Origin of the sequence: Parasphingorhabdus sp., assembly GCF_036964675.1 — a bacterium.
Lineage (GTDB): Bacteria > Pseudomonadota > Alphaproteobacteria > Sphingomonadales > Sphingomonadaceae > Parasphingorhabdus.
The window spans coordinates 86,963-110,649 of the sequence record NZ_JBALTF010000001.1; the positions used below are offsets into that span (position 1 = coordinate 86,963).

A 23,687-nucleotide genomic window follows, 5' to 3' on the forward strand; every position below is an offset into this window, starting at 1 on the left:
CGCTTATTTGGCGATCCACTGGTCTGCGGCAATGCCCTGAATATATAGCAGCGCCGTCAAATCATTATATCGGATTGCCACGTCGGCGGCTTGTGCCGCCTTCGGCTTGGCATGATAGGCGATGCCCAGGCCAGCCCGTTGCAGCATCGGAATATCATTGGCACCATCCCCGACCGCCATGCATAATTCCAGGGGCAGCCCCGCCGCCTGGGCGCCCGATTGCAGCAATTCATCCTTGCGGCTCGAATCGACTATCGGTCCGTCGAGAGCCCCGGTCAGGACACCCTCGCCTTCTCCGAGAATATTGGCATGAAAAGATTCAAATCCAATGGCTTGCGCGACAGGCTTGGCAAATCTTGTAAACCCGCCTGATACGAGAATCGTCGCCGCACCGCCCTGCGCCATGGTCCGGACGAGAATTTCTGCACCGGGCATGATTTTGACCCGTTCATCCAGGCATTGCTGGATGGCCGTTGTATCCAGGCCCTTGAGCAGCGCCACCCTGCCGCGGAGCGCTTCTTCAAAATCCAGCTCGCCGAGCATCGCGCGCTCGGTAATCGCGGCGATTTGCGTCTTGATGCCCGCATAGTCGGCCAGTTCATCGATACATTCGATGGTGATCATCGTGCTGTCCATGTCGGAAATCAGCAGTTTCTTTAAGCGGTTTGCTTCCGGTTGCACCGCGATATCGATTTCCCCGGCCATATTTTCGAGATGGGCGCGCGCGGTAACAGGGTCCCCCTCGAAGAAAATATCCAGCGCCCGCCCGTCGATCCTGTCGGACTGACGGGTGATCGTGGCACCGGACGCGTCGAGACTGGCAATCGCCGATTGAATATCTCTCTCATTCAGGGATAATTTTGCTATGAGCGTGGCGATGAACATGATTTCTCCGAAACAGGACCGAAATGTTGCGCTGGTCGTCGGCCCGACGGCCAGCGGTAAATCCGCCTTGGCATTGGAGATTGCCAAAAAGCAACCCTCGGTGATCATCAACGCCGATAGCGCCCAGGTCTATCGCGACCTCACTATTTTGAGCGCGCGGCCGACAGATGAGGAAATGGACGGCATCGAACACCAGCTTTTCGGCTATATTGATGGCCAAGAGGCCTGTTCTGCAGCGCGCTGGGCCGATGACGCCAAGACGGCAATTGCCGCAGCCCATGCGCGCGACATATTGCCGATACTGGTTGGCGGGACCGGCCTGTATGTCCGGATATTGCTCGATGGCATCGCGCCGATTCCGGAAATCGATCCGGCAATCCGGCAGGACATCAGAAAACTGGAAACATTGGAAGCATATCAGGCGCTGCAGGGTCTCGATCCGGTCTCGGCGGAAAGGCTGAATGCGGCGGACACCACCCGCATCCAGCGGGCACTGGAAGTGGTTCGGTCAACCGGCAAGCCGCTGGACCATTGGCAAAGGAACAAGGTTGGCGGCATTGGCGACACAATCAAATTGCATCCCCTGGTGCTGCTGCCGCCGCGTGAATGGTTGTACCAGCGCTGTGACTTGCGATTGCACGAGATGATAGAACAGGGGGCGCGGGAAGAAGTGGAGCGCCTGCTGTCGCGCAATCTGCCGGCCAATCTGCCGGTCATGCGGGCGATCGGAGTTGCTGAGATCGCCGATTGGCTGGCCGGTGACACAAGCCGGGAAGTCGCAGTGGAGCGGGCGCAAACCGCAACGCGGCAATATGCCAAGCGCCAATATACCTGGTTCCGCAACCAGAGCCCGGCGGAATGGCAGCGGGTAGAGCAGTTATTATGTAACGATAATGAAGATATAATTGAAATATTATTACGCCATTAGCCCTTGACATAATATATTCCGATATGTAGCCAGCCCCCGGATTAACAAAGCCTTGCCTATTGTGTTGCAGTGCATCATGGCGGGCAAACAGCGCAAAACAGACAGTTAATGGAGCATGATGTGGCCGAAAAAAGCGGCGCCGATATATTGGTCGAAACCTTGCTGGACCTGGGAGTGGATACCGTTTTCGGCTATCCGGGCGGTGCTGTGCTTCCCATTTATGATGCGCTTTATCAGCATCCCAAGATCAAGCATATATTGGTCCGGCACGAGCAAGCGGCGACTCATGCTGCAGAAGGCTATGCCCGTTCCACCGGAAAACCAGGTGTCGTGCTGGTGACATCCGGCCCCGGCGCGACCAACGCCGTCACCGGTATTACCGATGCGCTGATGGACAGTATCCCGATGGTCGTCATCACCGGCCAGGTCGCTACCAATCTGATCGGCACAGACGCCTTTCAGGAAGCCGATACGATCGGCATCACGCGCCATTGCACCAAGCATAATTATCTGGTGAAAAAGCCGTCGGATCTCGCGCATGTCGTGCGCGAAGCCTTTCACATCGCGACCAAGGGCCGCCCGGGTCCAGTGGTCATCGACATTCCCAAAAATGTCCAGGTCGCAGCGGCGGAATTCAGCCGCAATGTCGCCACTGGCCATTCCCGCTATCAGCCCCAGACCGAGGGCGATTTCAAGGCGGTCAACGCCGCTGCCGAAATGATCATGAATGCGAAAGCGCCAATTCTCTATACCGGCGGCGGGATCATCAACAGCGGACCAAAGGCCAGCGAAACCCTGCGGGAACTGGCCGAATTGCTCGGATGCCCGGTGACCTCGACGCTGATGGGGCTGGGTGCCTTTCCGGCGTCATCGGACAAATGGCTCGGCATGCTCGGCATGCACGGTACGTTTGAAGCCAATATGGCGATGAACAAGGCCGACCTTGTGGTGTGCCTCGGCGCGCGCTTTGACGACCGTATCACGGGCCGGCTCGATGCCTTTTCGCCGAACAGCAAGAAAATCCATGTCGATATCGATCGTTCGTCGATCAACAAGACCGTAAGAGTCGACCTGCCGGTTGTCGGCGACGTTGGCCGGGTGATGGAACAATTGATCGCGGTGCTCAAGGGCCGCCGCTTTGCCACTCCGGAACATGCCGAATGGTGGTCACGGATCACCGGCTGGCGGGCAACCAACTGCCTTGATTATCCTGAAAGCAAAGAGGAAATCATGCCGCAACTGGCTATTCGTAAGCTGTGGGAAGCGACCCACGATCGCGAACCGATCATCACCACGGAAGTCGGCCAGCACCAGATGTGGGCGGCCCAGCATTTTGACTTTGAAAATCCCAATAAATGGCTGACCAGCGGTGGTCTCGGCACGATGGGCTATGGCTTGCCCGCCGCCATTGGCGCGCAATTGGGCAATCCTGATGCGCTGGTTATCGATATCGCTGGCGAAGCATCGATTCAGATGAATATCCAGGAACTTGGTACAGCCACCCAATATCGACTGCCGGTGAAGATATTCATCCTGAACAATGAATATATGGGCATGGTCCGCCAATGGCAGGAATTGACCTATGAAAGCCGTTATTCAAACAGTTACAGCGATAGCTTGCCAGACTTTGTGAAGCTGGCGGAAAGCTATGACTGGACCGGTATCCGTATTGATGACCCTGCTGATCTTGACGCCGGAATCCAGAAAATGCTGGAAACCGACGGCCCGGTCATGGTCGATTGCCGCGTTGCCAAACTGGCAAATTGTTACCCGATGATCCCGTCCGGCGCCGCCCATACCGAAATGCTGCTAACGGCAGCGGATGTAAAAGGTACGATGGACGACCAAGCAAAGGCGCTAGTGTGATGCATATTCATGAAGAAGCCGTAGAACGGCACGTTCTTGCCGTATTGGTCGACAATGAGGCTGGCATATTGGCGCGGATCGCCGGAATGTTCACCGCGCGCGGCTATAATATCGAGAGCTTGACTGTGGCTGACATCAGCGAAGATCATGCGATCAGCCGGATCACCATCGCCACCAACGGGCCGCCCCATGTGATCGAGCAGATTATCTCACAGCTCGACCGGTTGGTGCCGGTGCACAGCGTTCGTGACCTGACCGAATCCGGGCCGCATGTGCAGCGGGAACTGGCGCTGGTAAAGGTTGCTGGCAAAGGCGAGAACCGGATCGAGGCAATGCGGCTCGCCGACGCCTATCGCGCGCGGATCGTCGATGCCTCGACCGAAAGCTTCATTTTCGAGATCACCGGCGCCCCGGAGAAGATTGAAACATTTGTCGCGCTGATGCGGGAAGTCGGCCTCGTCGAGGTCGGACGAACCGGTGTCGTCGCGGTCGGACGTGGACCGAACGCCGGATAATATCGAATTTAGTCAAACCGTCATTCTGGACTGGCTTCAGGATCTACCCAACGGCTCACGCGGGCCTTGCTATGGAGGCTGAAACAAGTTCAGCATGACAAAAAAAAGGAAAGAAAAGAGAATATGAAAGTCTATTATGACGCCGATGCTGACCTCGGCCTGATCACCGGAAAAAAAATCGCGATTGTCGGCTATGGCAGCCAGGGGCATGCCCACGCCCAGAACCTGCGCGATAGCGGCGTCAAGGACGTCGCCATTGCGCTGCGTGCCGGCTCTGCGACCACGAAAAAGGCCGAAGCGGCCGGGTTCCAGGTCATGACCAACGCCGATGCCGCAAAATGGGCCGATATCGTCATGGTTCTCGCGCCCGATGAACATCAGGCGGCGATTTATGCCGATGACCTGCACGCCAATATGAAAGAAGGCGCTGCTCTCGCCTTCGCCCATGGCCTCAACATCCATTTTGGCCTGATCGAAGCGCGCGCAGATCTCGACATCATCATGATCGCTCCAAAGGGTCCTGGTCATACGGTGCGCAGCGAATATCAGCGCGGCGGCGGTGTACCCTGCCTGATCGCGATTGAACGTGATGTTTCGGGCAATGCCCATGATGTAGCGCTGGCTTATGCCTCAGGCGTAGGCGGCGGACGCTCGGGTATTATCGAAACCAATTTCCGCGAAGAATGCGAAACCGATCTGTTCGGTGAACAAGCTGTGCTCTGCGGCGGGATCACTCATCTCATCCAGGCAGGTTTCGAAACCCTGACCGAAGCCGGATATGCACCGGAAATGGCCTATTTCGAATGTCTGCATGAAACCAAGCTGATCGTCGACCTGCTCTATGAAGGCGGGATTGCGAATATGCGCTATTCCATCTCCAATACCGCAGAATATGGCGATATCACCAGTGGTCCGCGGGTTATCACCTCCGAAACCAAGGCGGAGATGAAGCGGATATTGGCGGATATTCAATCCGGACGTTTCGTGAAGAATTTTGTGCTCGACAATCGGGCCGGACAGCCGGAACTGAAAGCCGCCCGCAAGGCAGCGGCCGCGCATCCGATCGAGGAAACCGGCGCGCAGCTCCGGGCGATGATGCCGTGGATTGGCGCGAACAAGCTGGTCGACAAAGAAAAAAACTAGATCCGGTCTAGACGGGTGGCCTTAAGCGAGGCCACCCGGTCCCGCGCTTCGGCGAATTTCAGCAATTCAGTCGCAACTTCCCGATCACAATTTTGCACCAGTCGTTCGACAGAGTCTTTCAGACTTCTGTCATCGGCAGACATTTTTGCGGCCATCGCCCATCCTGGAAACTGTCGGCGGCTGGTTGTTCCGCTTTGCAAACGGATGATGGCCCGATGACCCGGATCAATTGAAATCCGGGCAAAAGTTGCCTCAACCTTGGCTTCGTCCCCTTCCAGATATTGAAGATAGCGCCGACGATCATAGATCAATATTCCGGTTATACCATCCCGGTCATTGTTGATTTTGGCACGACGCAAAAGGTCATGGACCTCGTCGTCATTCATCTCGCGGGTTGGGCTGCTGATGTAAACCAGGCGATACATTCCCGTCATTCCTTTGATGGTGCAATATGCTTTTAAATCAACAATCTTAAAATATTGCGACTCAAAAGAAAAAGGGCGGCGGGAAGATTCCCACCGCCCTGGCGATTTTCAGACTGGCCTGTTTTCAGCTGGTATAATGTTCGCTTGCATCATGGGTCGGATAATTTTTATCACCTTTTTTGATGAAGCCCGGGATATCCACTTGCCACCGCCTGGCGACATCCTTGCTGAAGTTGAGATATAGTTTGTCGTCGACAATCTTGTACACCTCGGGATCACCCGGCGCGAGCGCATCATTGGCACCGATCGCCCAGGCGCAATAGCCGCCATATTGCGGCACATATTTCATCGGATTATCCTGAAATATTGCTGCATTTTCGGCATTGGCAAAATGATAGTCAAAGCCCTGATAACGCACTTTAAAATCAGCACTGCCCTTGACCGGCGCTGCGTCGATAAAATAGCTGACGGCATCATAGCCGGATAGCGCAAGCGTCTCGCCCTGATTTTTCGTATAGACAGGGCCGCGGGATTCGCCGCCCAGATCAGCAATCAGACCAGAGGACGCGGCCGCAACCTCGCCCGTTTCATTGGTTGATGCCGGTTCGCCAGAACAGGCGGCAACGCTGGTTGCCAATAGGGCAATGGCGACTAGGGATATTTTCATCTAGATTTCCTTCTCAAATTCCAAATTCTGCAAGGCGGGCTGGCCCGCCATCATATCGTTAAACTCAGTCTGATTTCGACGCTCCGGTCAAAAAGGTTTCATGGGAGACAAAAAAATTTGCACCAGCAAGGTTGATTTATCTGGCCGTCCAGATAAAAAGCTTTTCATGACGAGGTTAAAAGCTCTCTCGCTGCTACGACTTATACGCCCTTAGGCGTACCGTTGCTGCTGCCAAAAATGCGCAGCACCCCGCCTAAGGGACGATTTTCCAGAAAATATAAGCAAACCCGCGAATTTGTGCCTTGCGCGCAATTTCCAGCAGCATAAGAGTGAAGCCATGCACCAGAACCCGTCGCAAAAATATCGTCCGTTCCCGCAAATCGACCTGCCCAACCGGCAATGGCCGTCGCGCACCATCGACAAGGCGCCGCGCTGGCTGTCCACCGATCTGCGTGACGGCAATCAGGCGCTGATCGATCCGATGGATGCCCAGAAGAAGCAGCGTTTCTTCGATCTGCTGGTCAAGATCGGCATCAAGGAGATCGAGGTTGGCTTCCCGTCCGCCGGCGCCACCGATTTTGATTTTATCAGCGGCCTCGTCAAATCGGGCAAAATCCCCGATGACGTCATGGTGCAGGTCTTGACCCAGTCCCGCCGCGACCTGATCGAAACCAGCTTTGCCAGCCTCGAGGGCGCGCGGGCGGCGATTGTCCATCTCTACAATGCGGTGTCCCCTGCCTGGCGGGATGTCGTGTTCCGGCTCGACAAGCAGGGCGTGAAGGATATTGCCCGGGAAGGCGCAACCATCTTGCGCGAACAGGCCGAGAAATATCCCGATACCGACTGGCATTTCGAATATTCGCCGGAAACTTTCTCGACCGCCGAACTGGATTTCAGTCTGGAAGTGGTGGAAGCGGTGATGGAGATCATCGAGCCGACCACCGAAAAACCGCTGATCCTCAACCTGCCGGCGACGGTCGAAGCGGCCACCCCCAATATTTACGCCGATCAGGTCGAGTGGATGTGCACCAACATCAGCAAGCGCGAGCATGTCGTGATCAGCCTGCACACCCACAATGACCGGGGATCGGGCATTGCCGCATCCGAACTGGGCCTGATGGCCGGTGCGGACCGGGTTGAAGGCTGCCTGTTCGGCAATGGCGAACGCACCGGCAATGTCGATCTGGTGACATTGGGTCTGAATCTCTACACCCAAGGCGTTGATCCTGAACTCGATTTTTCCAACATGGATGAAATCGTCAAGACCGTTGAATATTGCAATCAGCTGCCGGTTCCGGCTCGCCATCCCTATGCCGGGGAACTGGTCTTTACCGCTTTCTCCGGGTCGCATCAGGACGCGATCAAGAAAGGCTTTACCGCGCAGGAACAGCGCAATGACGAGTTTTGGAACGTCCCCTATCTGCCGATTGATCCGCGCGATCTCGGCCGGGATTATGAAGCCGTCATCCGGGTCAACAGCCAGTCCGGCAAAGGCGGGATCGCCTGGATCCTGGAACAGGACCACGGGCTGAAACTGCCGAAACGGCTGCAGGCCAATTTCAGCCGGACGGTGCAGGAACTGGCCGACGAAACGAGCCGGGAACTGTCTTCCGATGACATCTGGGATGCTTTCCAGAAACGCTATCATCTCGATGGCAGCGGCCCCTATAGTCTGATCGACTATGATGAGCGGGCGACCGGCGGCGAACGTATTTTTGTCGGCAAGATCAAGGGACCCGAGGGTGAAATCGCGGTCAGCGGTCGCGGCAATGGCCTGATTTCCAGCGTGGTTGACGCGGTTTCTTCGGCGCTTGGCGTGTCGCTCGAAATCATCGACTATAACGAACATGCGCTGGGTTCGGGCAAGGATGCGCAGGCCGCCGCTTATATTGAATGCAAAACCGGCGATGGCAAAGAATTCTATGGTGTCGGTATCAACAGCGATGTCGCCACCGCGTCGGTCGAGGCCTTGCTCAGCGCCGTCAACCGGATTTAAGTGGTCAATTAAAATAACAGTAGAATATGCCACCGCATCGGCTAATGCGGTGGCATGTTTTTTCAAAATCGGGGTTATCATGACTTTACCAGCCATTTTTGACAATCTTCGCCTGCCGCTTATCGGCTCACCCTTGTTCATCGTGTCCGGGCCGGAGCTGGTTATTGCCCAGTGCAAGGCTGGCATCGTTGGCAGCTTCCCTGCCCTCAACGCCCGTCCGCAGAGCATGCTCGATGAATGGCTGCACCAGATCACCGAAGAACTGGCGGAGTGGAACCGGGACAATCCGGACAAACCGGCGGCACCGTTTGCGGTCAATCAGATCGTCCACAAATCCAACGACCGGCTCGATCAGGACATGGCGACCTGCGCGAAATGGAAAGTGCCGATCGTAATCACCTCGCTGGGCGCGATTGAAGACCTCAACACAGCGGTAAAAGGCTGGGGCGGCATCGTTCTGCATGATATTATCAACAACCGCTTTGCCCACAAGGCGATCGAAAAAGGCGCAACTGGCCTTATTCCGGTTGCCGCTGGTGCCGGCGGCCATGCCGGCACTTTGTCGCCGTTCGCATTGATGCAGGAAATCCGCGAGTGGTTCGATGGCCCGGTCGCGCTCTCAGGTTCGATTGGCAATGGCGCGTCGATTTTGGCGGCCCAGGCAATGGGTGCCGATCTCGGCTATGCCGGCTCCGCCTTTATCGCGACGAAAGAAGCCAATGCCGATCAGGGCTACAAGGAAGGCATTGTCGAAGGCAAAGCCGCCGACATCGTCTATTCCGACCTGTTTACCGGCGTGAAGGGCAATTATCTGCGCCAGTCGATCGAAAATGCAGGCCTCGACCCCGACAATCTCCCGCAGGGCGACTATAAGACGATGAACTTCGGTTCTGGTGGCAATACCGAGAAAAAGGCCTGGAAAGACATCTGGGGCTGCGGTCAGGGCATTGGGCTGATCAACGACGTGATGAGCGTTCAGGACATGGTCGACCAGTTTACCCGCGAATATCGGGACGCGCGCGAGAGCCTGAAAACCCGGTTCAATTATTGAGCCGAGCTTCGTTCGGAGATATCCTGTCAGTCAATCAATCCGGATTCGGAGAAGCTTGCTGAACGGAGGACGAATCGCCAGAGACGTTAATTGGTCCATAGCTGCCAATAGCAATCCTGCCGCCGACCAGGCCGACGAACAGGAATAGAATGAGCAGCCAGATCAAGAATATGCCGCTGGTGATCCGCCAGTTTCTGGGCGGCAATCCCTGAACGAGAAATGTAACAATGCCGGCCACATTGATGCACACCAGATTTGTTGCCAGCAAGAACAGCGCCTTGAATCCCAGCATGTGATCGCCGCTGCCAAAAAATAATCCGGCGGCGGCAATCGGCGGCACCAGCGCGACTGCGATCATGACTCCAACCAGCGAGAGCGAGGCACCCCGACTGAACGCGAGGACACCGGCGGCACCGCAGGCCAGCGCGAGTGCGATATCGGCGGGATGCACTATCGTGCGGTTTCTGAGTTCTGGCACCAGCGGATTGACCTCGATGAACATGCCGAGCAGGAATGTGAAAGCCAGAGCGGCAAATATCCCGACAACCAGCGTGCTAATCGCATGGCGACCCAGCGCCGAATCCCCCAGTGTAGCGGCCATCGCCATGGCCATGGTCGGACCGAGCAGCGGGGCGATGATCATTGCGCCGATGACCACGGCTGTCTGACCGCTGTGCATACCCAAAGCCGCGATCAACGCGGAAAGGATCACCGTCAGCAGATAGTTGGGACGCAGTTCCAGACTGGCTTCGATATCATCATAAAGCTCATTGGTGCTGATCCGGTCACGGGTGAAGAAAACTTCCAACCGGGTCGGTGGTTTCTGCTCGCCGGAACCGGCAGGGACGATTGCCTCCAATTCAGGGATTTCTGGCAAAACCGCCTCGACCTGCAGGACAAGCACCGAAAAACCTTCACTATCCTTGAAATTCGCGTCCAGTTCGGCGATCAACGCTTCAATCGCCCGGCCTGGCACAACGCAGGAGAATTTTTCGAGACCTCCCAGAACAGCTTCCTGCCAATAGCGGCTGCAATGTTTTTCAATGACTGACTTTGCCCGCGGGACTTCCGTGTCGGGTACGATTATTTGAACCAGCCTTGCCGACATATTGGGTCCCTTCCGCCAGCGAGGCGATGGAAAGGCACAAAGAATTCAAACCAGATCAGGTCAAGCCTGTATCTCTTTATCGATGTTACCTTCGGCGCCGATGGCTCGTTACATTTCTCCGCGCTCGCGCCGCAGCGCGAACCATTTTTCGACGTTGCGGTTATGCTCTTCCAACGTATTGGCGAACACATGGCCGCCTTTGCCATCGGCGACAAAATAAAGCGCTTTGGTATCCGCCGGATTGAGTACGGCTTCGATTGATGCGCGACCGGGATTTGCAATGGGACCCTTGGGCAAGCCGACCATCGCATAGGTATTATAGTCATTGACCTGTGCGATTTCCGACTGCCGGATCCGGCGTCCCAGCGGCTTTCCCCGGGTGATCGGATAGATGATGGTCGGATCTGCCTGCAGCATCATATTCTTGCGGATGCGGTTGCTGTAAACGCCCGCTACGGTGGGTCTTTCGCGTGCCAGTGCCGTTTCTTTCTCGACGATCGCTGCCAATATAATGGCTTCTTCGGGCGTCTTGACGATCGTGTTTGACGATCGCTTCGGCCACAATTCTGCAATCGTATCCTGCATCGCCTTTTGCATGCGCAGCAGCACGGCCGCCCGTTGCTCGCCGCGTTCAAAACTGTAGCTGTCCGGCAGGATGGATCCTTCCGCTGGCACCGGAATATCGCCCTTGAGCAGTTTCTCGGCCATCAGTTTTTCATAGACGATGATTGACGGGGTGCCTTCCGGAATGGTCAGCAGGCGTAGCACCGCTTTGCCGCCCTGCAGAATATCCAATATCAGCGCGTTACTGGCGCCGGCCGGGATTTCGAATTCTCCGGCCTTGATCGGTTCCGATCCGCCCAGAATTTTGGCCCGGGTCAAAAAGGCATCGGCGGATTTGATCACACCTTCCGATTCCATGACCTTTGCGGCCATGGCCAGGCTCGAACCAGATTTGATGACGATCGTGCGCTGATTTTCCAGCGGTCCGCTGGCGTTCCAGCCATAGAGGAAATTCCCCGCCAGCAGGACTGCAATGATCGCCGCTGCCACCAATATCAGGCAACCGAGACGGCGCATGATATTAGATGGCTTTCATGATGATACTGGCATTGGTGCCGCCAAAGCCGAAACTGTTGCTCAGCACGGCTTTCACTTTGCGCTTTTTGGCAAAATGGGGAACCAGGTCGACGCCTTCACAACCTTCATCCGGATCGTCGAGATTGAGCGTTGGTGGGACGATCTGATCCCGAATGGCCAGAGCGCAGAAAATAGCTTCCACGGCTCCCGCGCCACCGAGCAAATGGCCGATTGCTGATTTGGTTGAGCTCATCGACATTGTCTTGAGATCATCCCCGAACAGACGCTTGACCGCAGCCAGTTCGATCGTATCGGCCATGGTGGATGTGCCATGCGCATTGACATAATCGATATCAGCGGTGGTCAGTCCCGAGCGTTTGAGGGCCATTTCCATCGACCGATAGGCGCCGGTGCCATCAGGATGCGGTGCTGTGACATGATAGGCGTCGCCGGACATGCCATAGCCGATAACTTCGCAATAGATTTTGGCACCGCGGGCCTTGGCATGTTCATATTCTTCCAGACAAACGACGCCTGCGCCCTCACCCATCACAAATCCATCGCGGTCCTTGTCATAGGGCCGGGAGGCTGCCGTCGGGTCATCGTTGCGCTTGGTGGACAGTGCCTTTGCCTGCGCAAAACCGGCGATTCCAATCGGACAAATGGTCGCTTCCGCGCCGCCGGCCAACATCACATCGGCGTCATCCAGGGCAATCATTCGCGCGGCATCGCCAATACTGTGGGCCCCGGTAGAACAAGCGGTCACGACCGCATGATTCGGCCCCATCAGACCATATTTGATCGAAACCTGGCCAGAAATGAGATTTATCAGACGTCCATGGACAAAATGCGGGCTGACCCGGCTTGGTCCACGTTCATATAATACGATCGATTCTTTTTCGATTCCCGGCAATCCACCGATCCCGGAACCGATCGAACAGCCGGCGCGCAGCCTTTCTTCCTCTGGCATATCCGTAAGGCCAGCATCTTCAAGCGCCTGACCGGCCGCATCGATGCCGTAAATGATGAACGGATCCACCTGCCGCTGAACCTTGTGGTCGACGCGCAGATTTGGATCGAAACCATATTCATGATCGGCCGGCTTGACCTCGCAGGCGATATGGCATTTTTGATCTGATGCATCAAAACGGGTAATCTTTCCCGCGCCCGACTTGGAAGCCAATATATTGCTCCAGGTCGTTTCCACATCTCCGCCCAGCGGCGTTACCAGGCCCATTCCGGTTACAACTACACGGCGCATATCATGCCTCTCCTTGCGGGCTTCCCCTGCCCGAAATCAAAAACGGCCACCGGTTCAGGACATTCCTCCCGGGCCGGTGAGCCGCTTTACTGTCTTCCAGCGATCATTGGCCCCGAGGCGTGCCCTATTCCCTGGCAGCACCTCAAAATCAATTAAGCCTTGTTTTTGTCGATGAAATCGATGGCGTCTTTGACAGTGCCAATTTTTTCGGCTGCATCATCAGGAATTTCGACGCTGAATTCTTCTTCAAACGCCATAACCAGCTCAACAATGTCGAGGCTGTCAGCGCCCAGATCATCGATGAAAGCAGCTTCTTCGGTCACTTTGTCGGCTTCAACACCCAGATGCTCAACAACGATCTTTTTTACGCGGTCTGCAGTCTCACTCATGAGAGGTCCTTTTTGTTACAAATGAATTTCAATTTCGTCCTAGTGCGGTGGCGCGCGCCTTGCAAGTGTCCGTGAAGTCGAAATCGCACAGGAGATCAAATTTTTAGGCAAAGGCCTAGGAAATCATCGCCATACCGCCATTCACGTGCAAGGTCTGGCCGGTCACATAAGCGGCCTCCTTGCTGGCCAAATAGACCACGGCGGCACCGATATCGTCGCCGCTGCCCATTTTGCCTGCCGGAATCTTGCGATTGATCTCTTCTTTCTGGGCATCGGTCAGCGCATCGGTCATCGGCGATTCAATGAATCCGGGCGCGACGCAATTGACGGTGATGCCGCGCGACGCCAGTTCCTGCGCCAAAGCCTTGGACATGCCGACCAGGCCTGCCTTGGACGCGACATAATTGGCCTGTCCCGGATTGCCGGTCGCGCCGACAACCGAACTGACCGAGATAATCCGGCCATGACGCGCCTTCATCATCGGTCGGGCAGCGGCGCGGATGAGGCGGAAGGCCGATTCCAGATTGACCCGGATAACGTCGGAAAAATCTGCATCCGACATGCGCATCACCAGTCCGTCGCGCGTGATACCGGCATTGTTGACCAATATGTCCAGCTTGCCGAGCTTTGCCACCGTATCCGGGACCAGAGCATCGACTTCTTCCGCTTTGGAAAGATCGCAAGGCATGACGATATGGCCTTCACCGGCCATTTCGGGAATCATCTCCATCAGCACGTGCATGCGCGTGCCCGAAAGTGCGATTGTTGCGCCTTGCGCGGCGAGGGATTTGGCAATTGCCGATCCGATTCCTCCCGATGCTCCGGTTACCAGAGCGGTCATTCCGCTTAAATCAAACATTCCAAATTCCTTCAAAATTCAAGATCAAAGAGCCAGATAAAACAGATCGATTGCTGCTGCTACAGAGTTTTCAGAAAGGCCTCGATATCAGCCAATGAGACCAGGCTGACGGCTTCGGCTTCGGGCGCAATCCGTCCTACCATTCCGGTCAGGACCTTGCCGCCAAATTCGACAAATTGATCGACGCCGGCTTCCGCCATATTGCCGACCGATTCCCGCCAGCGCACGGTTCCGGTCACTTGCTGGACCAGCAGATTGCGAATTTCATCAAGGTCGAAGACCGGAGCTGCGGTGACATTGGCAAAAACCGGCACAACCGGCGGGAATATGCTCGCTTCTGCCAGCGCTTCTTCCATGGCCTCGGCTGCCGGAGCCATCAGGGAACAGTGGAACGGCGCCGACACCGGAAGCAATATACCGCGCTTGATACCATGATCCTTGACCGCCGCAATGGCGCGTTCAATCGCACCCATATGCCCTGAAATCACCACCTGAGTCGGGTCATTGTCATTGGCCACGGTACAAATTTCACCCTGCGCCGACGCCTTGGCCAGCGCCGATGCCTTTTTGATATCCGCACCCAACAAGGCCGCCATGCCGCCCTCGCCCACCGGCACGGCTTTCTGCATCGACAGGCCGCGCAATTTCAACAATTCTGCGGTTGTCGTCAGGTTCAGCGCGCCGGCTGCACACAGGGCGCTATATTCGCCAAGGCTGTGGCCAGCGACGTAGCTGCACAGATCCCCCAGCGATTTACCGCCATCCTTTTCCATCACCCGCAACGTCGCGATGGCATTGGCCATGATCGCCGGCTGGGCATTCTCGGTCAGGGTGAGCTGATCCAGAGGGCCGTCGCACATCAGCTCAAACAGATTCTGCTCCAGCGCGTGATCGACTTCTTCAAAAACTTCACGGGCGGTGCTGCTCGCCTCGGCAAGCGCCTTGCCCATGCCAACCGCCTGGCTACCCTGTCCCGGAAAAATAAATGCGCGCATGATGACCCCCAATTGCAAAATATCATGCGGAATTAGGGAGGATTGACCGGTCATGCAAGCGTCGCCGTAGCGTAGTAAAAGCATTGCGTAATTTTAATCGTCTGATTAAACCCCCTGCATGATCGATGAAACGTTCCAGCAAAAGCTTGCAGAATATTGTGGCAAAACCTTCGGTGCCGGCGGTGAACTGACAGAAGTGCATCGGCTGTCGGGCGGCGCGAGCATGGAAAGCTGGGCGTTTTCCTTTGGTGGCGAGGAATATGTCCTGCGCCGCCTGCCCAGCGGCCTGTCCCCGGATGATGACGGGTTGCGCGGAGTCCCGCTCGCCACGCAGGCGGATGTCATCGAACTGGCACGGACGGCCGGAGTCACCGCCCCCCAGGTTCGCGGTCGGCTGAAACCTGGCGATGGTCTGGGCGAAGGCTTCATCATGACCAAGGCGGAGGGCGAAACCCTGCCGCATAAAATTCTCGGCAATCCGGCCTTTGCCGAAGCCGAAAGCCGGTTGACCGAACAATGCGCCAGGGAATTGGCCGCAATTCACCAGATCGAGATAGGCCCGCTGCTCCAATCGCTGGAATATTTTTCACCCGCTGACCTGATTCGGGTTCAGAAAGAAAAATATCACGAAATTGGCGGCCAAATGCCGATCTACGAATATGCCTTTCACTGGCTGGAACAAAATGCGCCCGATGCCAGCGACAAATATCTGGTCCACGGCGATTTCCGGATGGGCAATCTGATGGTCGACCAGCAGGGCCTGTCGGCGGTGCTCGACTGGGAACTGGTCCGGCTGGGCGATCCGGTGCAGGATCTGGCCTATCTGTGCACGCCGAGCTGGCGATTCGGTCATTATGAAAAGGCCGCCGGTGGCTTTGACAGCGCCGAATCCTTCTTGGCAGCTTATGCCACCGCCAGCGGCGCCGAGGTTGATCCGGACCGCTTTCGCTTCTGGCTGATCTATTCCACCCTCTGGTGGGGAGTCGCATGCATGGTGATGGGCCAAATCTGGCGCAGTCATGCCGACCGCTCGCTGGAACGCACGGTGATCGGCCGCCGCGTGTCCGAGGTGGAGATTGATCTGGCCTTGTTGTTCGAAGAGATTTTGCCCGATAGCATAGCCACCCCGCTCAACTGGTCGGTGCCCGAAGCGGAAAGCGTGACCGGCGAGACCGGCTATGGCGAGCTGCTGACGGCGCTGGACGAATGGAACGCCAAGCAAGTATTGCCCGGTCTGCAAGGTCATGACAAATTCCAGTCCCGCGTCGCTGGCAATGCCCTCGGCATCGCGCGGCGGCAGGTGGAATGGGGCCCCGGTTTCCGGGATGCCGCCCGCGCCAGGCTCGCTGCTATCGGTTATGATCATCGACAGCTTTGCAGCGGACTTTCAAAAGGTGACATCGCGATAACCTCCGCAGCTGTCTGGGACCATTTGCGGCTGTCCGCGCTGGAACGGCTGTCCATCGATCAACCCAAATATGCCGGCCTGAAAGTCGCACTCAACAAATGGAGCTCAACATGACCAATTTTGAAATCCCGCAGGACATTGAAGATTATCTGGACGTGCTCGATGCGTTCATCGAGGCCGAGATCAAGCCGTTGGAGCAGCGCGATGACAATATCCGTTTCTTCGATCACCGGCGGGAAGATGCGCGGACCAATTGGGAAAATCAGGGCCTGCCAACCGAGGAATGGGAAGCGTTGCTGGTGGAAATGCGGCAGATCGCCGATGCTGCCGGTCATTTCCGTTACGCCTTGCCCGAGGAATTTGGCGGCCAGAACGGCACCAATCTCGGCATGGCGCGGATCCGCGAACATCTCGCGCACAAGGGACTCGGCCTGCACAACGACCTGCAGAATGAAAATTCGATCGTCGGCAATCTGGTGCAGCCGCTGATGCTGCGCGACTTTGGCACCGAGCAGCAGAAGCGCGATTATATCCCGGCAATGCTGGCGGGCAAGATGGGCTGGTGTTTCGGCCTGACCGAAGAACATCATGGCTCCGATGCGACCTGGATGGACACGACGGCGGTGCCGGAAACCCGCGACGGGGTCGATGGCTGGCTGATCAACGGCAACAAGATGTGGACCACCGGGCTGCACAAGGCGTCGCATGTGATGACCTTTGCCCGGCATAGCGGCAAGGATGGCGACGCGCGCGGCATTGGCTGTTTCATCGTGCCGGTTGATGCCGAAGGCTTTGAAATCGGCGAATATATGTGGACATTCAACATGCCCACCGATCATCCGAAATGTTCCTACACCAATGTATGGATTCCTGCCGATGCGGTGCTCGGCGATCTCGACATGGGCCTCGCCTGCGCCCAGCATTTCGTCCATGAAAACCGGATCCGCCAGGCCGCCTCATCGCTCGGCGCAGCGCAATATTGTATTGATGAGTCGGTCAAATATGCCGGCGAACGCAAACCGTTTGGCAAGCCCTTATCGGTCAATCAGGGCATTCAATTCCCGCTTGTCGAACTGCACACCGAGGCGGCGATGCTGCGCCAGCTGATCTACGCGACGGCTGCGAAGATGGACACCATGCCCAAAACAGATGTCGCCCAATATCTCTCGGCCCAGGTCAGCATGTGCAATTATCGCGCGAACCGCCTGTGCTGTGATGCGGCTGACCGGGCGATGCAGGTCCACGGCGGCATGGGCTATTCCCGCCACAAGCCGTTCGAGCATATCTACCGGCATCACCGCCGCTACCGGATCACCGAGGGCGCGGAAGAAATCCAGATGCGCAAGATTGGCGGCGATATGTTCGGCTTTTTGAACAAGAAGAAATAGTGGCAATCTGACGTTGCATCGTTAAATTGGCCATTCGATATTTGATCAGGGAATTTCACAAAATCAGGTAGTTCAGACGATGCAGGAAAAGTTGATTGACCGTATTTATGAATGTTCCGTGGTTCCGGAGCTTTGGCCTGCTGTTCTGGATGAACTGGCGATATTGACCGATTCCATCGGCGGCATGCTTTTCTCGGCCCGCAAAGCGGTGAACTGGACCGCTTCACAAAATGTGTTCGATGCGTTTGAGACCTATGTCAAAGATGGCTGGTTGGGAAAATGTCCCCGCCGGATGTGCATGATCGAAAAATCCCAGCCGACATTTTTCGTCGAGCAGGATTTCTGGAGCAAAGAGGAACTGGCCAATAATCCCTTTTACCGGGATTTTTTCCATCCGCGCGGTCTGGGCTGGTCGGCGGGAACGCTTTTGCAAATGCCGACGGGCGACAATATTGTCTTCAGCATCGAACGCCAGCTGGAACAGGGGCCGATCGAGCGAAATCACGTAGACCGGCTGAATGCGCTGCGTCCCCATTTGTTGCGCAGCGCCTTTGTCTCGGCAAGGCTGGGCCTGCAACGCGTGCAGGGCGCCAGCGAAACCCTTTCCAGATTTGGTCTGCCGGCTCTGGTTCTGGATGCCGAGGGCAAGTTTGTCGAAGCCAATGACCGGGCACAATCCGTCACCGACCATGTGAAATTCAACGAGCCAGGCCGGCGTGTGGCTTTTTCGGATCGTCGCGCGGGGGCTTTTTTGACCAGCGCACTGGAAAAACTGAATGGCGTTTCTGCCACCGACAGCCTTTCCTTTCCGATCCGCAACACAGATGGCAATGCGGCTTTCGTTGGCCATGTCATGCCAATAAAGCTGGCGGCCCATGATATTTTTGCCAATAGCTATGCGCTGTTATTCTTTACCCCGCTCGACCAGACACGGGCGCCGTCGACTGACTTGATGCGAAGCCTGTTCGACTTGACGATGGCTGAAACCCGGATTGCCAAGGGTCTGATGCAAGGCCAGACGCTGACCGAGATCGCCGCAGACGGTGACGTGTCGATCACAACCGTGCGATCACAGTTGAGCAGCATCCTCGAAAAAACTGGTTGTGGCCGGCAGGCGGAACTGGTCGGCCTGCTCGCCAATATCGCGCTTGGCCAAAGCGACGAGACCCAGGACAGATAAGCGCCTGACGCAGGTGTGAAGGCAATCGACCGCCGCTGTCGCTGCGTTCCAATGATCAATTATATTCCCGGCCTTCATTCATTTGAATGATGAAACGGCTTTTATCCCAGCACATAGATAGTCGCACGGTTCCTCTGAGGGGGACCATGTTTTTCAACATGAAAAACTGTTTCATTCGCAATGGGAGCAAGAATATCATGATCAGGTCAATATTTGTTTCAACATCCACCATCGCCTTTGCGGCGATAATCGCCAGCAGCACACCGGCCCAGGCGGCAAAGAGCGCACCGGTTGAACTCACCCATTGCGATTCAAGCTATGGCACGATCGCCGTGGTCGATGGCGACACCCAGGGCTGGAGCAAATTCGGACTGGGCAGTCCCCGCGAACTGGTGGCAGCCATTGCCCGGGAATCCGGATGTTTTGAGGTTCATAGTGCGGCGAGCGCAGCACCGGCCAATTTTCTGGTCAATGTGATCGCCGGCGACAAGGAAGAAGTCGATCAGGGCATCCAGACCGCCAAGGGCCTCGCGACAGACGCTTTCGTCCGTTCGGGCGCAGCGGGACAGATGTTGGGCAGTGTTCCGGGAGCCGGCGCGCTGATCGGCATGTTCGGTGGCCTTGGCGGCAAGAAAAAGGTCGTCGCCGCTGGTATCCGCGGGGTCAGCCCGGCCAATGGCCAGACCCTGGTAGCGGGCACCGGAGAGGTCAAAAAATCCACCTTGTCTTTTGCTGGCAGTACCCCCTGGGTCGCTGGAGCCGATGCCGCCGGCTATGCGGCTTCCAAAAATGGCAAAATGCTGACCGAGGCCTTCATCATCGCTTATAACAGCGTCGTCTCTCAGGCGGGTGCATTGTCAGCGGTGGAGACAGCAGCACCTGCAGCCAAAGCGAGCGCAACATATACCGTTGTGGTAGATACGAATCTATACGCCAGAGCAGATGCCAATGCCGACACGGTGCGCGCATTGCGTGCAGAAACAGAATTGACACCGACCGGCAACAAGACCGGGCTGTTTGTCGAGGTCAGCGACAATTACGGTACGAAAGGATGGGTTTCGGTGGAAGACTTGCGATAATTGCGACCCGATCGCCAGATTCCATCGTTGAAGGGCGCTTTCCGACCGGAGAGCGCCCTTTTTTCTGATACTATATCCGAGCAGCTTTAGGGTAAAACTGCACTAAAATCCCCACCATGGCCGCTTTGTTGACCATGATATCTATGGTCTCGCTGGCCCGGGCCAACCGCTTGAATGAAACAATAGCGACATTTTCATCGCTCACATCGCAAACGATCATTATGTGTTCCATCTACGGCCCTTGCATTCGGCCATCAATTCCGCCATAGGCGCCGCTTCCGCGTGATTGGGTCCGCCCGAATCGCACGGAAAACGAAGAAAGCCGGAGGGGCGTCAGCATGGTGCGGCGTCAGCGATCGGCGGTAAATGAAGGAATGATTGCATGCCAATGTATGAGCATGTCTTCCTTGCGCGACAGGATCTGAGCCAGTCTCAGGTTGATGCTCTTGCGCAGGAAGCCACCAAAATTGTAGAATCCAATGAAGGCAAGGTCGTTTTGACCGAAACCTGGGGCCTGCGTACGCTCGCCTACAAGATCCAGAAGAACCGCAAGGCACATTATGTCATGCTGCGTCTCGATGCACCAGGCAGCGTTATCCTGGAACTCGAGCGCCAGACCCGGATCAACGAAGATGTCATCCGTTTTCTGACCCTCCGCGTCGACGAGCATGAAGAAGGCCCGTCCGTGATGATGCGCAAACCGGAACGCGAACGCGAACGCAAACCGCGCCGCGATTTCGACAAAGATTAAGCCAGAGAAGGAGTTAAAACATGGGACGTCCATTTTTCCGTCGCCGCAAAAGCTGCCCCTTTTCCGGCAAGAACGCAAAACCCATCGACTATAAAGACGTGAAGACGCTGCAGGGATTCATTTCCGAACGCGGCAAGATCGTACCAAGTCGTATCACCGCAGTTTCCGCCAAGAAGCAACGCGAGCTCTCCAGAGCCATTAAACGCGCCCGCCATCTTGGCCTGCTGCCGTATCTCGTGAAGTAGGAGCGAAACAATGGATATTATTTTGCTCGAACGAGTAGAGAAACTGGGAAACATTGGCGACATCGTCACTGTCAAAAACGGCTATGCCCGCAATTTCCTGCTGCCCAACAAGAAAGCCTTGCGCGCCAACGCGGCGAACAAGAAGGTTTTTGACGCCAACCGCCAGCAGATCGAAGCGGACAATGAAACGAAGCGCACAGAAGCCGAAGCGGCATCCGGTAGCATCGATGGCAAGCAGATCGTACTGATCCGCGCATCGTCTGCCAGCGGCCAGCTTTATGGTTCCGTGTCGGTTCGCGACATTGTCGAAGCGCTGAACGCCGACGGCAAAGGCACCGTGGTCGAGAAGAGCATGGTCATCCTGGAAAAACCGATCAAGACACTCGGCGTTTTCGATGTCCGCGTTCGTCTCCACCCAGAAGTCAGTGTCAACATTCAGGCCAATGTCGCCCGTTCGGATGACGAAGCTGATATGCAGAAGGACGGCGTCGACGTGATCGCCCAGATGTTTGAAGATGATCAGGCTGAACTGGCCGCCGCGGCCCTTTCGCCCGACAGCGAAGACCTGGGTGACGAAGATGGCGCTCAAGAAGCCGGCGAAGAAGCTGCTGAAGCGGCTCCGGAAGCTACCGAAACAGCAGAGCAGGACGATACCGAAACCAAGGAATAGTCCTATTCTGACTTTGATTTGGAAAGCCCGGGTCTGGAACGTCGCAAGACGGTTCACCAGATCCGGGCTTTTTCATTGGAGGCTGGGTTGAACAACGATTGGCAGTCCGCTTTTGCACAGAATGCTGCGCTCTTTCCGCATCTCGCTGATCTGCAGAAGGATCAAGTCCTGCTATCGACGATGAGCGAGACGGCCTTCCGCCAAGCCAGCTTTCTCGACCAGCGTCTTTTTACCCCCGATCTCCCACGGCAGATCGTTGCCTGGGCGGATGTCGCGGCGGTGCCGTTACCGCCGCTCCCAAAACCCCAATATATTTTTCACGTCGGCCATGTCGGATCAACTCTGATTTCGCGGCTGTTGGGCGAACTGGACGGCGTGCTCGCGCTGCGGGAACCGGCGATATTGCGGCAGCTGGCCGACATCCATGTAAACAAGCCAGCTGATATTAACTGGACAATCGACGAGCACAGCGAACGACTTGCGCAGGTGGAACACTGGCTGTCCCGCGTATTTCACGCCGACCAGCGGGCGATGATCAAGGCGAGCAGTTTTGTCAGCCCGCTCGCCCGGCCTCTTTTGGCCAACAAGGGCACGGCGCTTTTCCTGTTCGCCGCGCTTGACCGCTACCTGGAAACCATTTTGGCCGGGGAATCTTCAAAGCAGGAGGCGGCAGCATTGACCGATCTCAGGCTGTTCCGGCTCGAGCAACATTGCGGCCAGCCTTTGGACGGGAAAGATACGCTATCGCTTGCCCAGACCGCCGCGCTGGGATGGCTTTGCGAGATGGTGACACTCTGTGATGCCGAGTATCATTGTCCCGCAGCAAGCATCGCGTGGATGGATTTTGATGATTTTCTGAGCCAGCCCGCCGAGCAATTGCAGATAGCAGCCAAACATTTTGGACAAGAGCTTTCCCCGGAAGATTCCCAGAGCCTGGTTTCCAGCCCGATCATGACCAGCTATTCCAAGGCGCCCGAATATGATTACAGCGCATCGCTGCGGGAAGAGCTTCTGGCCGAGGCAGCGCAAATTCATGCTGACGATATCAGGCAGACACTGCTATGGGTCGATCAATTGGCGCGGCGCTTTCCGAAAGTTGCCGCCGCGATGGCAATAGCGGAAACGAGACGATAATGTTCAAACAGCTCAGCTTACTCGACCAAAGTCAGGTCAATGAACTGAAACAAATTGCCGACAAGGCAAAATTTGTCGACGGCAAGATCAGCAATCCGCACAGCAAGGTGAAGAATAATCTGCAACTGCATGATGTCGAAGGCTATCAGAAATCTTCGACAATCCTGCACGACGCGCTGATGGCCAATCGCGAATTTGTCGATTTCGCATTCCCGGAGAAAGTCGCGCCGCCGCTGATCACACGATATAAGCCGGGCATGAACTATGGGCTGCACGCCGACAGCGCGATCATTCCCCTGCCCGACGGTCCGCTCCGCTCCGACCTGAGCTGCACCATTTTCCTGAGCGATGTGAACGACTGCAAGGGTGGCGCACTCCATGTCACACAGGGCGAGGCGGGCATGCGGTTCAAGGGCATTCCGGGCACGGCGATCGTCTATCCATCCTCCACGCTACACGAGGTGGAGCCGGTTACCGAGGGCGAACGGATGGTGGCGATCACCTTCATCCAGAGCAAGCTCCCCGATGTGACCAAGCGCAATCTGCTTTACGAACTGAACGAAGTGGCGGCGCTGGAAGGTCTCAACATGGCGCATGAGAACTACACCCGCCTGCAGGCGGTGCAATATAATCTGATGCGGAAATGGATGCGCTGAGCAGGCTT

The 23,687-nt window shown here is 56.3% G+C and carries 25 protein-coding genes; 15 read left to right on the forward strand and 10 right to left on the reverse strand.

Annotated elements, in window-relative coordinates; translation table 11 throughout:
* Positions 1–3: 3 nt before the first annotated feature.
* Entirely contained in the window at positions 4–885 is an 882-nt protein-coding gene (gene serB, locus V7665_RS00485) for a phosphoserine phosphatase SerB (protein WP_335662572.1), read from the reverse strand.
* Here serB and miaA point away from each other — a divergent pair.
* From miaA to ilvC, 4 genes are all read left to right on the forward strand, one after another.
* A complete protein-coding gene (gene miaA / locus V7665_RS00490; RefSeq protein ID WP_335662573.1) occupies positions 878–1,813 on the forward strand; it encodes a tRNA (adenosine(37)-N6)-dimethylallyltransferase MiaA in 936 nt (311 codons plus the stop codon). The genes serB and miaA overlap by 8 nt on opposite strands.
* Positions 1,814–1,933: 120 nt before the next feature.
* Positions 1,934–3,679, forward strand: a complete 1,746-nt coding sequence (locus V7665_RS00495) for an acetolactate synthase 3 large subunit (RefSeq protein WP_335662574.1) — start codon at positions 1,934–1,936, stop codon at positions 3,677–3,679.
* Positions 3,679–4,194, forward strand: coding sequence for an acetolactate synthase small subunit (ilvN, locus tag V7665_RS00500; RefSeq protein WP_335662610.1), 516 nt, complete (start codon positions 3,679–3,681; stop codon positions 4,192–4,194). Before V7665_RS00495 ends, ilvN begins: the two co-directional genes overlap by 1 nt.
* A gap of 78 nt (positions 4,195–4,272) precedes the next feature.
* Positions 4,273–5,337, forward strand: a complete 1,065-nt coding sequence (gene ilvC, locus V7665_RS00505) for a ketol-acid reductoisomerase (protein WP_335662611.1) — start codon at positions 4,273–4,275, stop codon at positions 5,335–5,337.
* Here the strand turns inward: ilvC and V7665_RS00510 are convergent.
* Together V7665_RS00510 and V7665_RS00515 are read right to left on the reverse strand one after the other, a co-directional pair.
* Positions 5,334–5,762 (reverse strand): BLUF domain-containing protein, encoded by a 429-nt coding sequence (locus tag V7665_RS00510; protein WP_335662575.1) that lies wholly within the window; start codon positions 5,760–5,762, stop codon positions 5,334–5,336. The two genes, ilvC and V7665_RS00510, sit on opposite strands and share 4 nt — an antisense overlap.
* A 124-nt stretch (positions 5,763–5,886) precedes the next feature.
* Complete coding sequence (locus tag V7665_RS00515; protein WP_335662576.1) at positions 5,887–6,429, reverse strand: YHS domain-containing (seleno)protein; 543 nt, start codon at positions 6,427–6,429, stop codon at positions 5,887–5,889.
* 337 nt (positions 6,430–6,766) lie between these two features.
* On the opposite strand from V7665_RS00515, the gene leuA reads away from it, so the two are divergent.
* Together leuA and V7665_RS00525 are read left to right on the forward strand one after the other, a co-directional pair.
* Positions 6,767–8,425 (forward strand): 2-isopropylmalate synthase, encoded by a 1,659-nt coding sequence (gene leuA, locus V7665_RS00520; protein WP_335662577.1) that lies wholly within the window; start codon positions 6,767–6,769, stop codon positions 8,423–8,425.
* 79 nt (positions 8,426–8,504) lie between these two features.
* Positions 8,505–9,476, forward strand: a complete 972-nt coding sequence (locus V7665_RS00525) for an NAD(P)H-dependent flavin oxidoreductase (protein ID WP_335662578.1) — start codon at positions 8,505–8,507, stop codon at positions 9,474–9,476.
* A gap of 34 nt (positions 9,477–9,510) precedes the next feature.
* On the opposite strand, the gene V7665_RS00530 is transcribed toward V7665_RS00525, so the two are convergent.
* From V7665_RS00530 to fabD, 6 genes are all read right to left on the reverse strand, one after another.
* The gene (locus V7665_RS00530) at positions 9,511–10,584 is read right to left on the reverse strand and encodes a TIGR00341 family protein (protein WP_335662579.1); all 1,074 of its coding nucleotides are present in this window, start codon (positions 10,582–10,584) and stop codon (positions 9,511–9,513) included.
* A 108-nt stretch (positions 10,585–10,692) separates the two neighbouring features.
* Positions 10,693–11,664 (reverse strand): endolytic transglycosylase MltG, encoded by a 972-nt coding sequence (gene mltG, locus V7665_RS00535; protein WP_335662580.1) that lies wholly within the window; start codon positions 11,662–11,664, stop codon positions 10,693–10,695.
* A 4-nt stretch (positions 11,665–11,668) separates the two neighbouring features.
* Positions 11,669–12,925: a beta-ketoacyl-ACP synthase II gene (gene fabF / locus V7665_RS00540; protein WP_335662581.1), complete on the reverse strand. Its 1,257-nt coding sequence runs from the start codon at positions 12,923–12,925 to the stop codon at positions 11,669–11,671.
* 152 nt (positions 12,926–13,077) lie between these two features.
* Complete coding sequence (locus V7665_RS00545; RefSeq protein ID WP_335662582.1) at positions 13,078–13,314, reverse strand: acyl carrier protein; 237 nt, start codon at positions 13,312–13,314, stop codon at positions 13,078–13,080.
* Between the two features lie 115 nt (positions 13,315–13,429).
* Positions 13,430–14,173: a 3-oxoacyl-[acyl-carrier-protein] reductase gene (gene fabG, locus V7665_RS00550; RefSeq protein ID WP_335662583.1), complete on the reverse strand. Its 744-nt coding sequence runs from the start codon at positions 14,171–14,173 to the stop codon at positions 13,430–13,432.
* A gap of 59 nt (positions 14,174–14,232) precedes the next feature.
* Positions 14,233–15,168: an ACP S-malonyltransferase gene (fabD, locus tag V7665_RS00555; RefSeq protein ID WP_335662584.1), complete on the reverse strand. Its 936-nt coding sequence runs from the start codon at positions 15,166–15,168 to the stop codon at positions 14,233–14,235.
* A 118-nt stretch (positions 15,169–15,286) separates the two neighbouring features.
* On the opposite strand from fabD, the gene V7665_RS00560 reads away from it, so the two are divergent.
* The 4 genes from V7665_RS00560 (at position 15,287) to V7665_RS00575 (ending at position 20,223) form a co-directional block, all read left to right on the forward strand.
* Positions 15,287–16,690 (forward strand): phosphotransferase family protein, encoded by a 1,404-nt coding sequence (locus V7665_RS00560; RefSeq protein WP_335662585.1) that lies wholly within the window; start codon positions 15,287–15,289, stop codon positions 16,688–16,690.
* Complete coding sequence (locus V7665_RS00565) at positions 16,687–17,964, forward strand: acyl-CoA dehydrogenase family protein (RefSeq protein ID WP_335662586.1); 1,278 nt, start codon at positions 16,687–16,689, stop codon at positions 17,962–17,964. The genes V7665_RS00560 and V7665_RS00565 overlap by 4 nt, the downstream gene beginning before the upstream one ends.
* Before the next feature lie 91 nt (positions 17,965–18,055).
* Positions 18,056–19,144 (forward strand): helix-turn-helix transcriptional regulator, encoded by a 1,089-nt coding sequence (locus V7665_RS00570; protein WP_335662587.1) that lies wholly within the window; start codon positions 18,056–18,058, stop codon positions 19,142–19,144.
* A 197-nt stretch (positions 19,145–19,341) separates the two neighbouring features.
* On the forward strand, positions 19,342–20,223 hold the full coding sequence (locus V7665_RS00575) for an SH3 domain-containing protein (RefSeq protein WP_335662588.1): 882 nt from the start codon (positions 19,342–19,344) through the stop codon (positions 20,221–20,223).
* Between the two features lie 70 nt (positions 20,224–20,293).
* Here the strand turns inward: V7665_RS00575 and V7665_RS00580 are convergent, their stop codons facing one another.
* Entirely contained in the window at positions 20,294–20,443 is a 150-nt protein-coding gene (locus tag V7665_RS00580) for a hypothetical protein (RefSeq protein WP_335662589.1), read from the reverse strand.
* 162 nt (positions 20,444–20,605) lie between these two features.
* Here V7665_RS00580 and rpsF point away from each other — a divergent pair, with 162 nt between their 5' ends.
* The 5 genes from rpsF (at position 20,606) to V7665_RS00605 (ending at position 23,679) form a co-directional block, all read left to right on the forward strand.
* Positions 20,606–20,974 (forward strand): 30S ribosomal protein S6, encoded by a 369-nt coding sequence (gene rpsF / locus V7665_RS00585; protein WP_335662590.1) that lies wholly within the window; start codon positions 20,606–20,608, stop codon positions 20,972–20,974.
* A 20-nt stretch (positions 20,975–20,994) separates the two neighbouring features.
* Complete coding sequence (rpsR, locus tag V7665_RS00590) at positions 20,995–21,219, forward strand: 30S ribosomal protein S18 (protein WP_067199291.1); 225 nt, start codon at positions 20,995–20,997, stop codon at positions 21,217–21,219.
* 10 nt (positions 21,220–21,229) lie between these two features.
* Positions 21,230–21,889: a 50S ribosomal protein L9 gene (gene rplI / locus V7665_RS00595; RefSeq protein ID WP_335662591.1), complete on the forward strand. Its 660-nt coding sequence runs from the start codon at positions 21,230–21,232 to the stop codon at positions 21,887–21,889.
* A gap of 87 nt (positions 21,890–21,976) precedes the next feature.
* The gene (locus V7665_RS00600) at positions 21,977–23,023 is read left to right on the forward strand and encodes a hypothetical protein (RefSeq protein WP_335662592.1); all 1,047 of its coding nucleotides are present in this window, start codon (positions 21,977–21,979) and stop codon (positions 23,021–23,023) included.
* Positions 23,023–23,679, forward strand: coding sequence for a Fe2+-dependent dioxygenase (locus V7665_RS00605; protein ID WP_335662593.1), 657 nt, complete (start codon positions 23,023–23,025; stop codon positions 23,677–23,679). Before V7665_RS00600 ends, V7665_RS00605 begins: the two co-directional genes overlap by 1 nt.
* Positions 23,680–23,687: the final 8 nt, after the last annotated feature.

Coding starts and splice junctions, on each gene's coding strand:
- leuA (WP_335662577.1), top strand. CDS start 6,767: ATGCACCAGAACCCGTCGCAAAAATATCGTCCGTTCCCGCAAATCGAC.
- miaA (WP_335662573.1), top strand. CDS start 878: ATGAACATGATTTCTCCGAAACAGGACCGAAATGTTGCGCTGGTCGTC.
- mltG (WP_335662580.1), bottom strand. CDS start 11,664: ATGCGCCGTCTCGGTTGCCTGATATTGGTGGCAGCGGCGATCATTGCA.
- V7665_RS00515 (WP_335662576.1), bottom strand. CDS start 6,429: ATGAAAATATCCCTAGTCGCCATTGCCCTATTGGCAACCAGCGTTGCC.
- rpsF (WP_335662590.1), top strand. CDS start 20,606: ATGCCAATGTATGAGCATGTCTTCCTTGCGCGACAGGATCTGAGCCAG.
- V7665_RS00605 (WP_335662593.1), top strand. CDS start 23,023: ATGTTCAAACAGCTCAGCTTACTCGACCAAAGTCAGGTCAATGAACTG.
- V7665_RS00565 (WP_335662586.1), top strand. CDS start 16,687: ATGACCAATTTTGAAATCCCGCAGGACATTGAAGATTATCTGGACGTG.
- rpsR (WP_067199291.1), top strand. CDS start 20,995: ATGGGACGTCCATTTTTCCGTCGCCGCAAAAGCTGCCCCTTTTCCGGC.
- V7665_RS00575 (WP_335662588.1), top strand. CDS start 19,342: ATGATCAGGTCAATATTTGTTTCAACATCCACCATCGCCTTTGCGGCG.
- fabG (WP_335662583.1), bottom strand. CDS start 14,173: ATGTTTGATTTAAGCGGAATGACCGCTCTGGTAACCGGAGCATCGGGA.
- V7665_RS00560 (WP_335662585.1), top strand. CDS start 15,287: ATGATCGATGAAACGTTCCAGCAAAAGCTTGCAGAATATTGTGGCAAA.
- V7665_RS00510 (WP_335662575.1), bottom strand. CDS start 5,762: ATGTATCGCCTGGTTTACATCAGCAGCCCAACCCGCGAGATGAATGAC.
- rplI (WP_335662591.1), top strand. CDS start 21,230: ATGGATATTATTTTGCTCGAACGAGTAGAGAAACTGGGAAACATTGGC.
- V7665_RS00580 (WP_335662589.1), bottom strand. CDS start 20,443: ATGATCGTTTGCGATGTGAGCGATGAAAATGTCGCTATTGTTTCATTC.
- V7665_RS00530 (WP_335662579.1), bottom strand. CDS start 10,584: ATGTCGGCAAGGCTGGTTCAAATAATCGTACCCGACACGGAAGTCCCG.
- fabD (WP_335662584.1), bottom strand. CDS start 15,168: ATGCGCGCATTTATTTTTCCGGGACAGGGTAGCCAGGCGGTTGGCATG.
- serB (WP_335662572.1), bottom strand. CDS start 885: ATGTTCATCGCCACGCTCATAGCAAAATTATCCCTGAATGAGAGAGAT.
- ilvN (WP_335662610.1), top strand. CDS start 3,679: ATGCATATTCATGAAGAAGCCGTAGAACGGCACGTTCTTGCCGTATTG.
- fabF (WP_335662581.1), bottom strand. CDS start 12,925: ATGCGCCGTGTAGTTGTAACCGGAATGGGCCTGGTAACGCCGCTGGGC.
- V7665_RS00545 (WP_335662582.1), bottom strand. CDS start 13,314: ATGAGTGAGACTGCAGACCGCGTAAAAAAGATCGTTGTTGAGCATCTG.
- V7665_RS00525 (WP_335662578.1), top strand. CDS start 8,505: ATGACTTTACCAGCCATTTTTGACAATCTTCGCCTGCCGCTTATCGGC.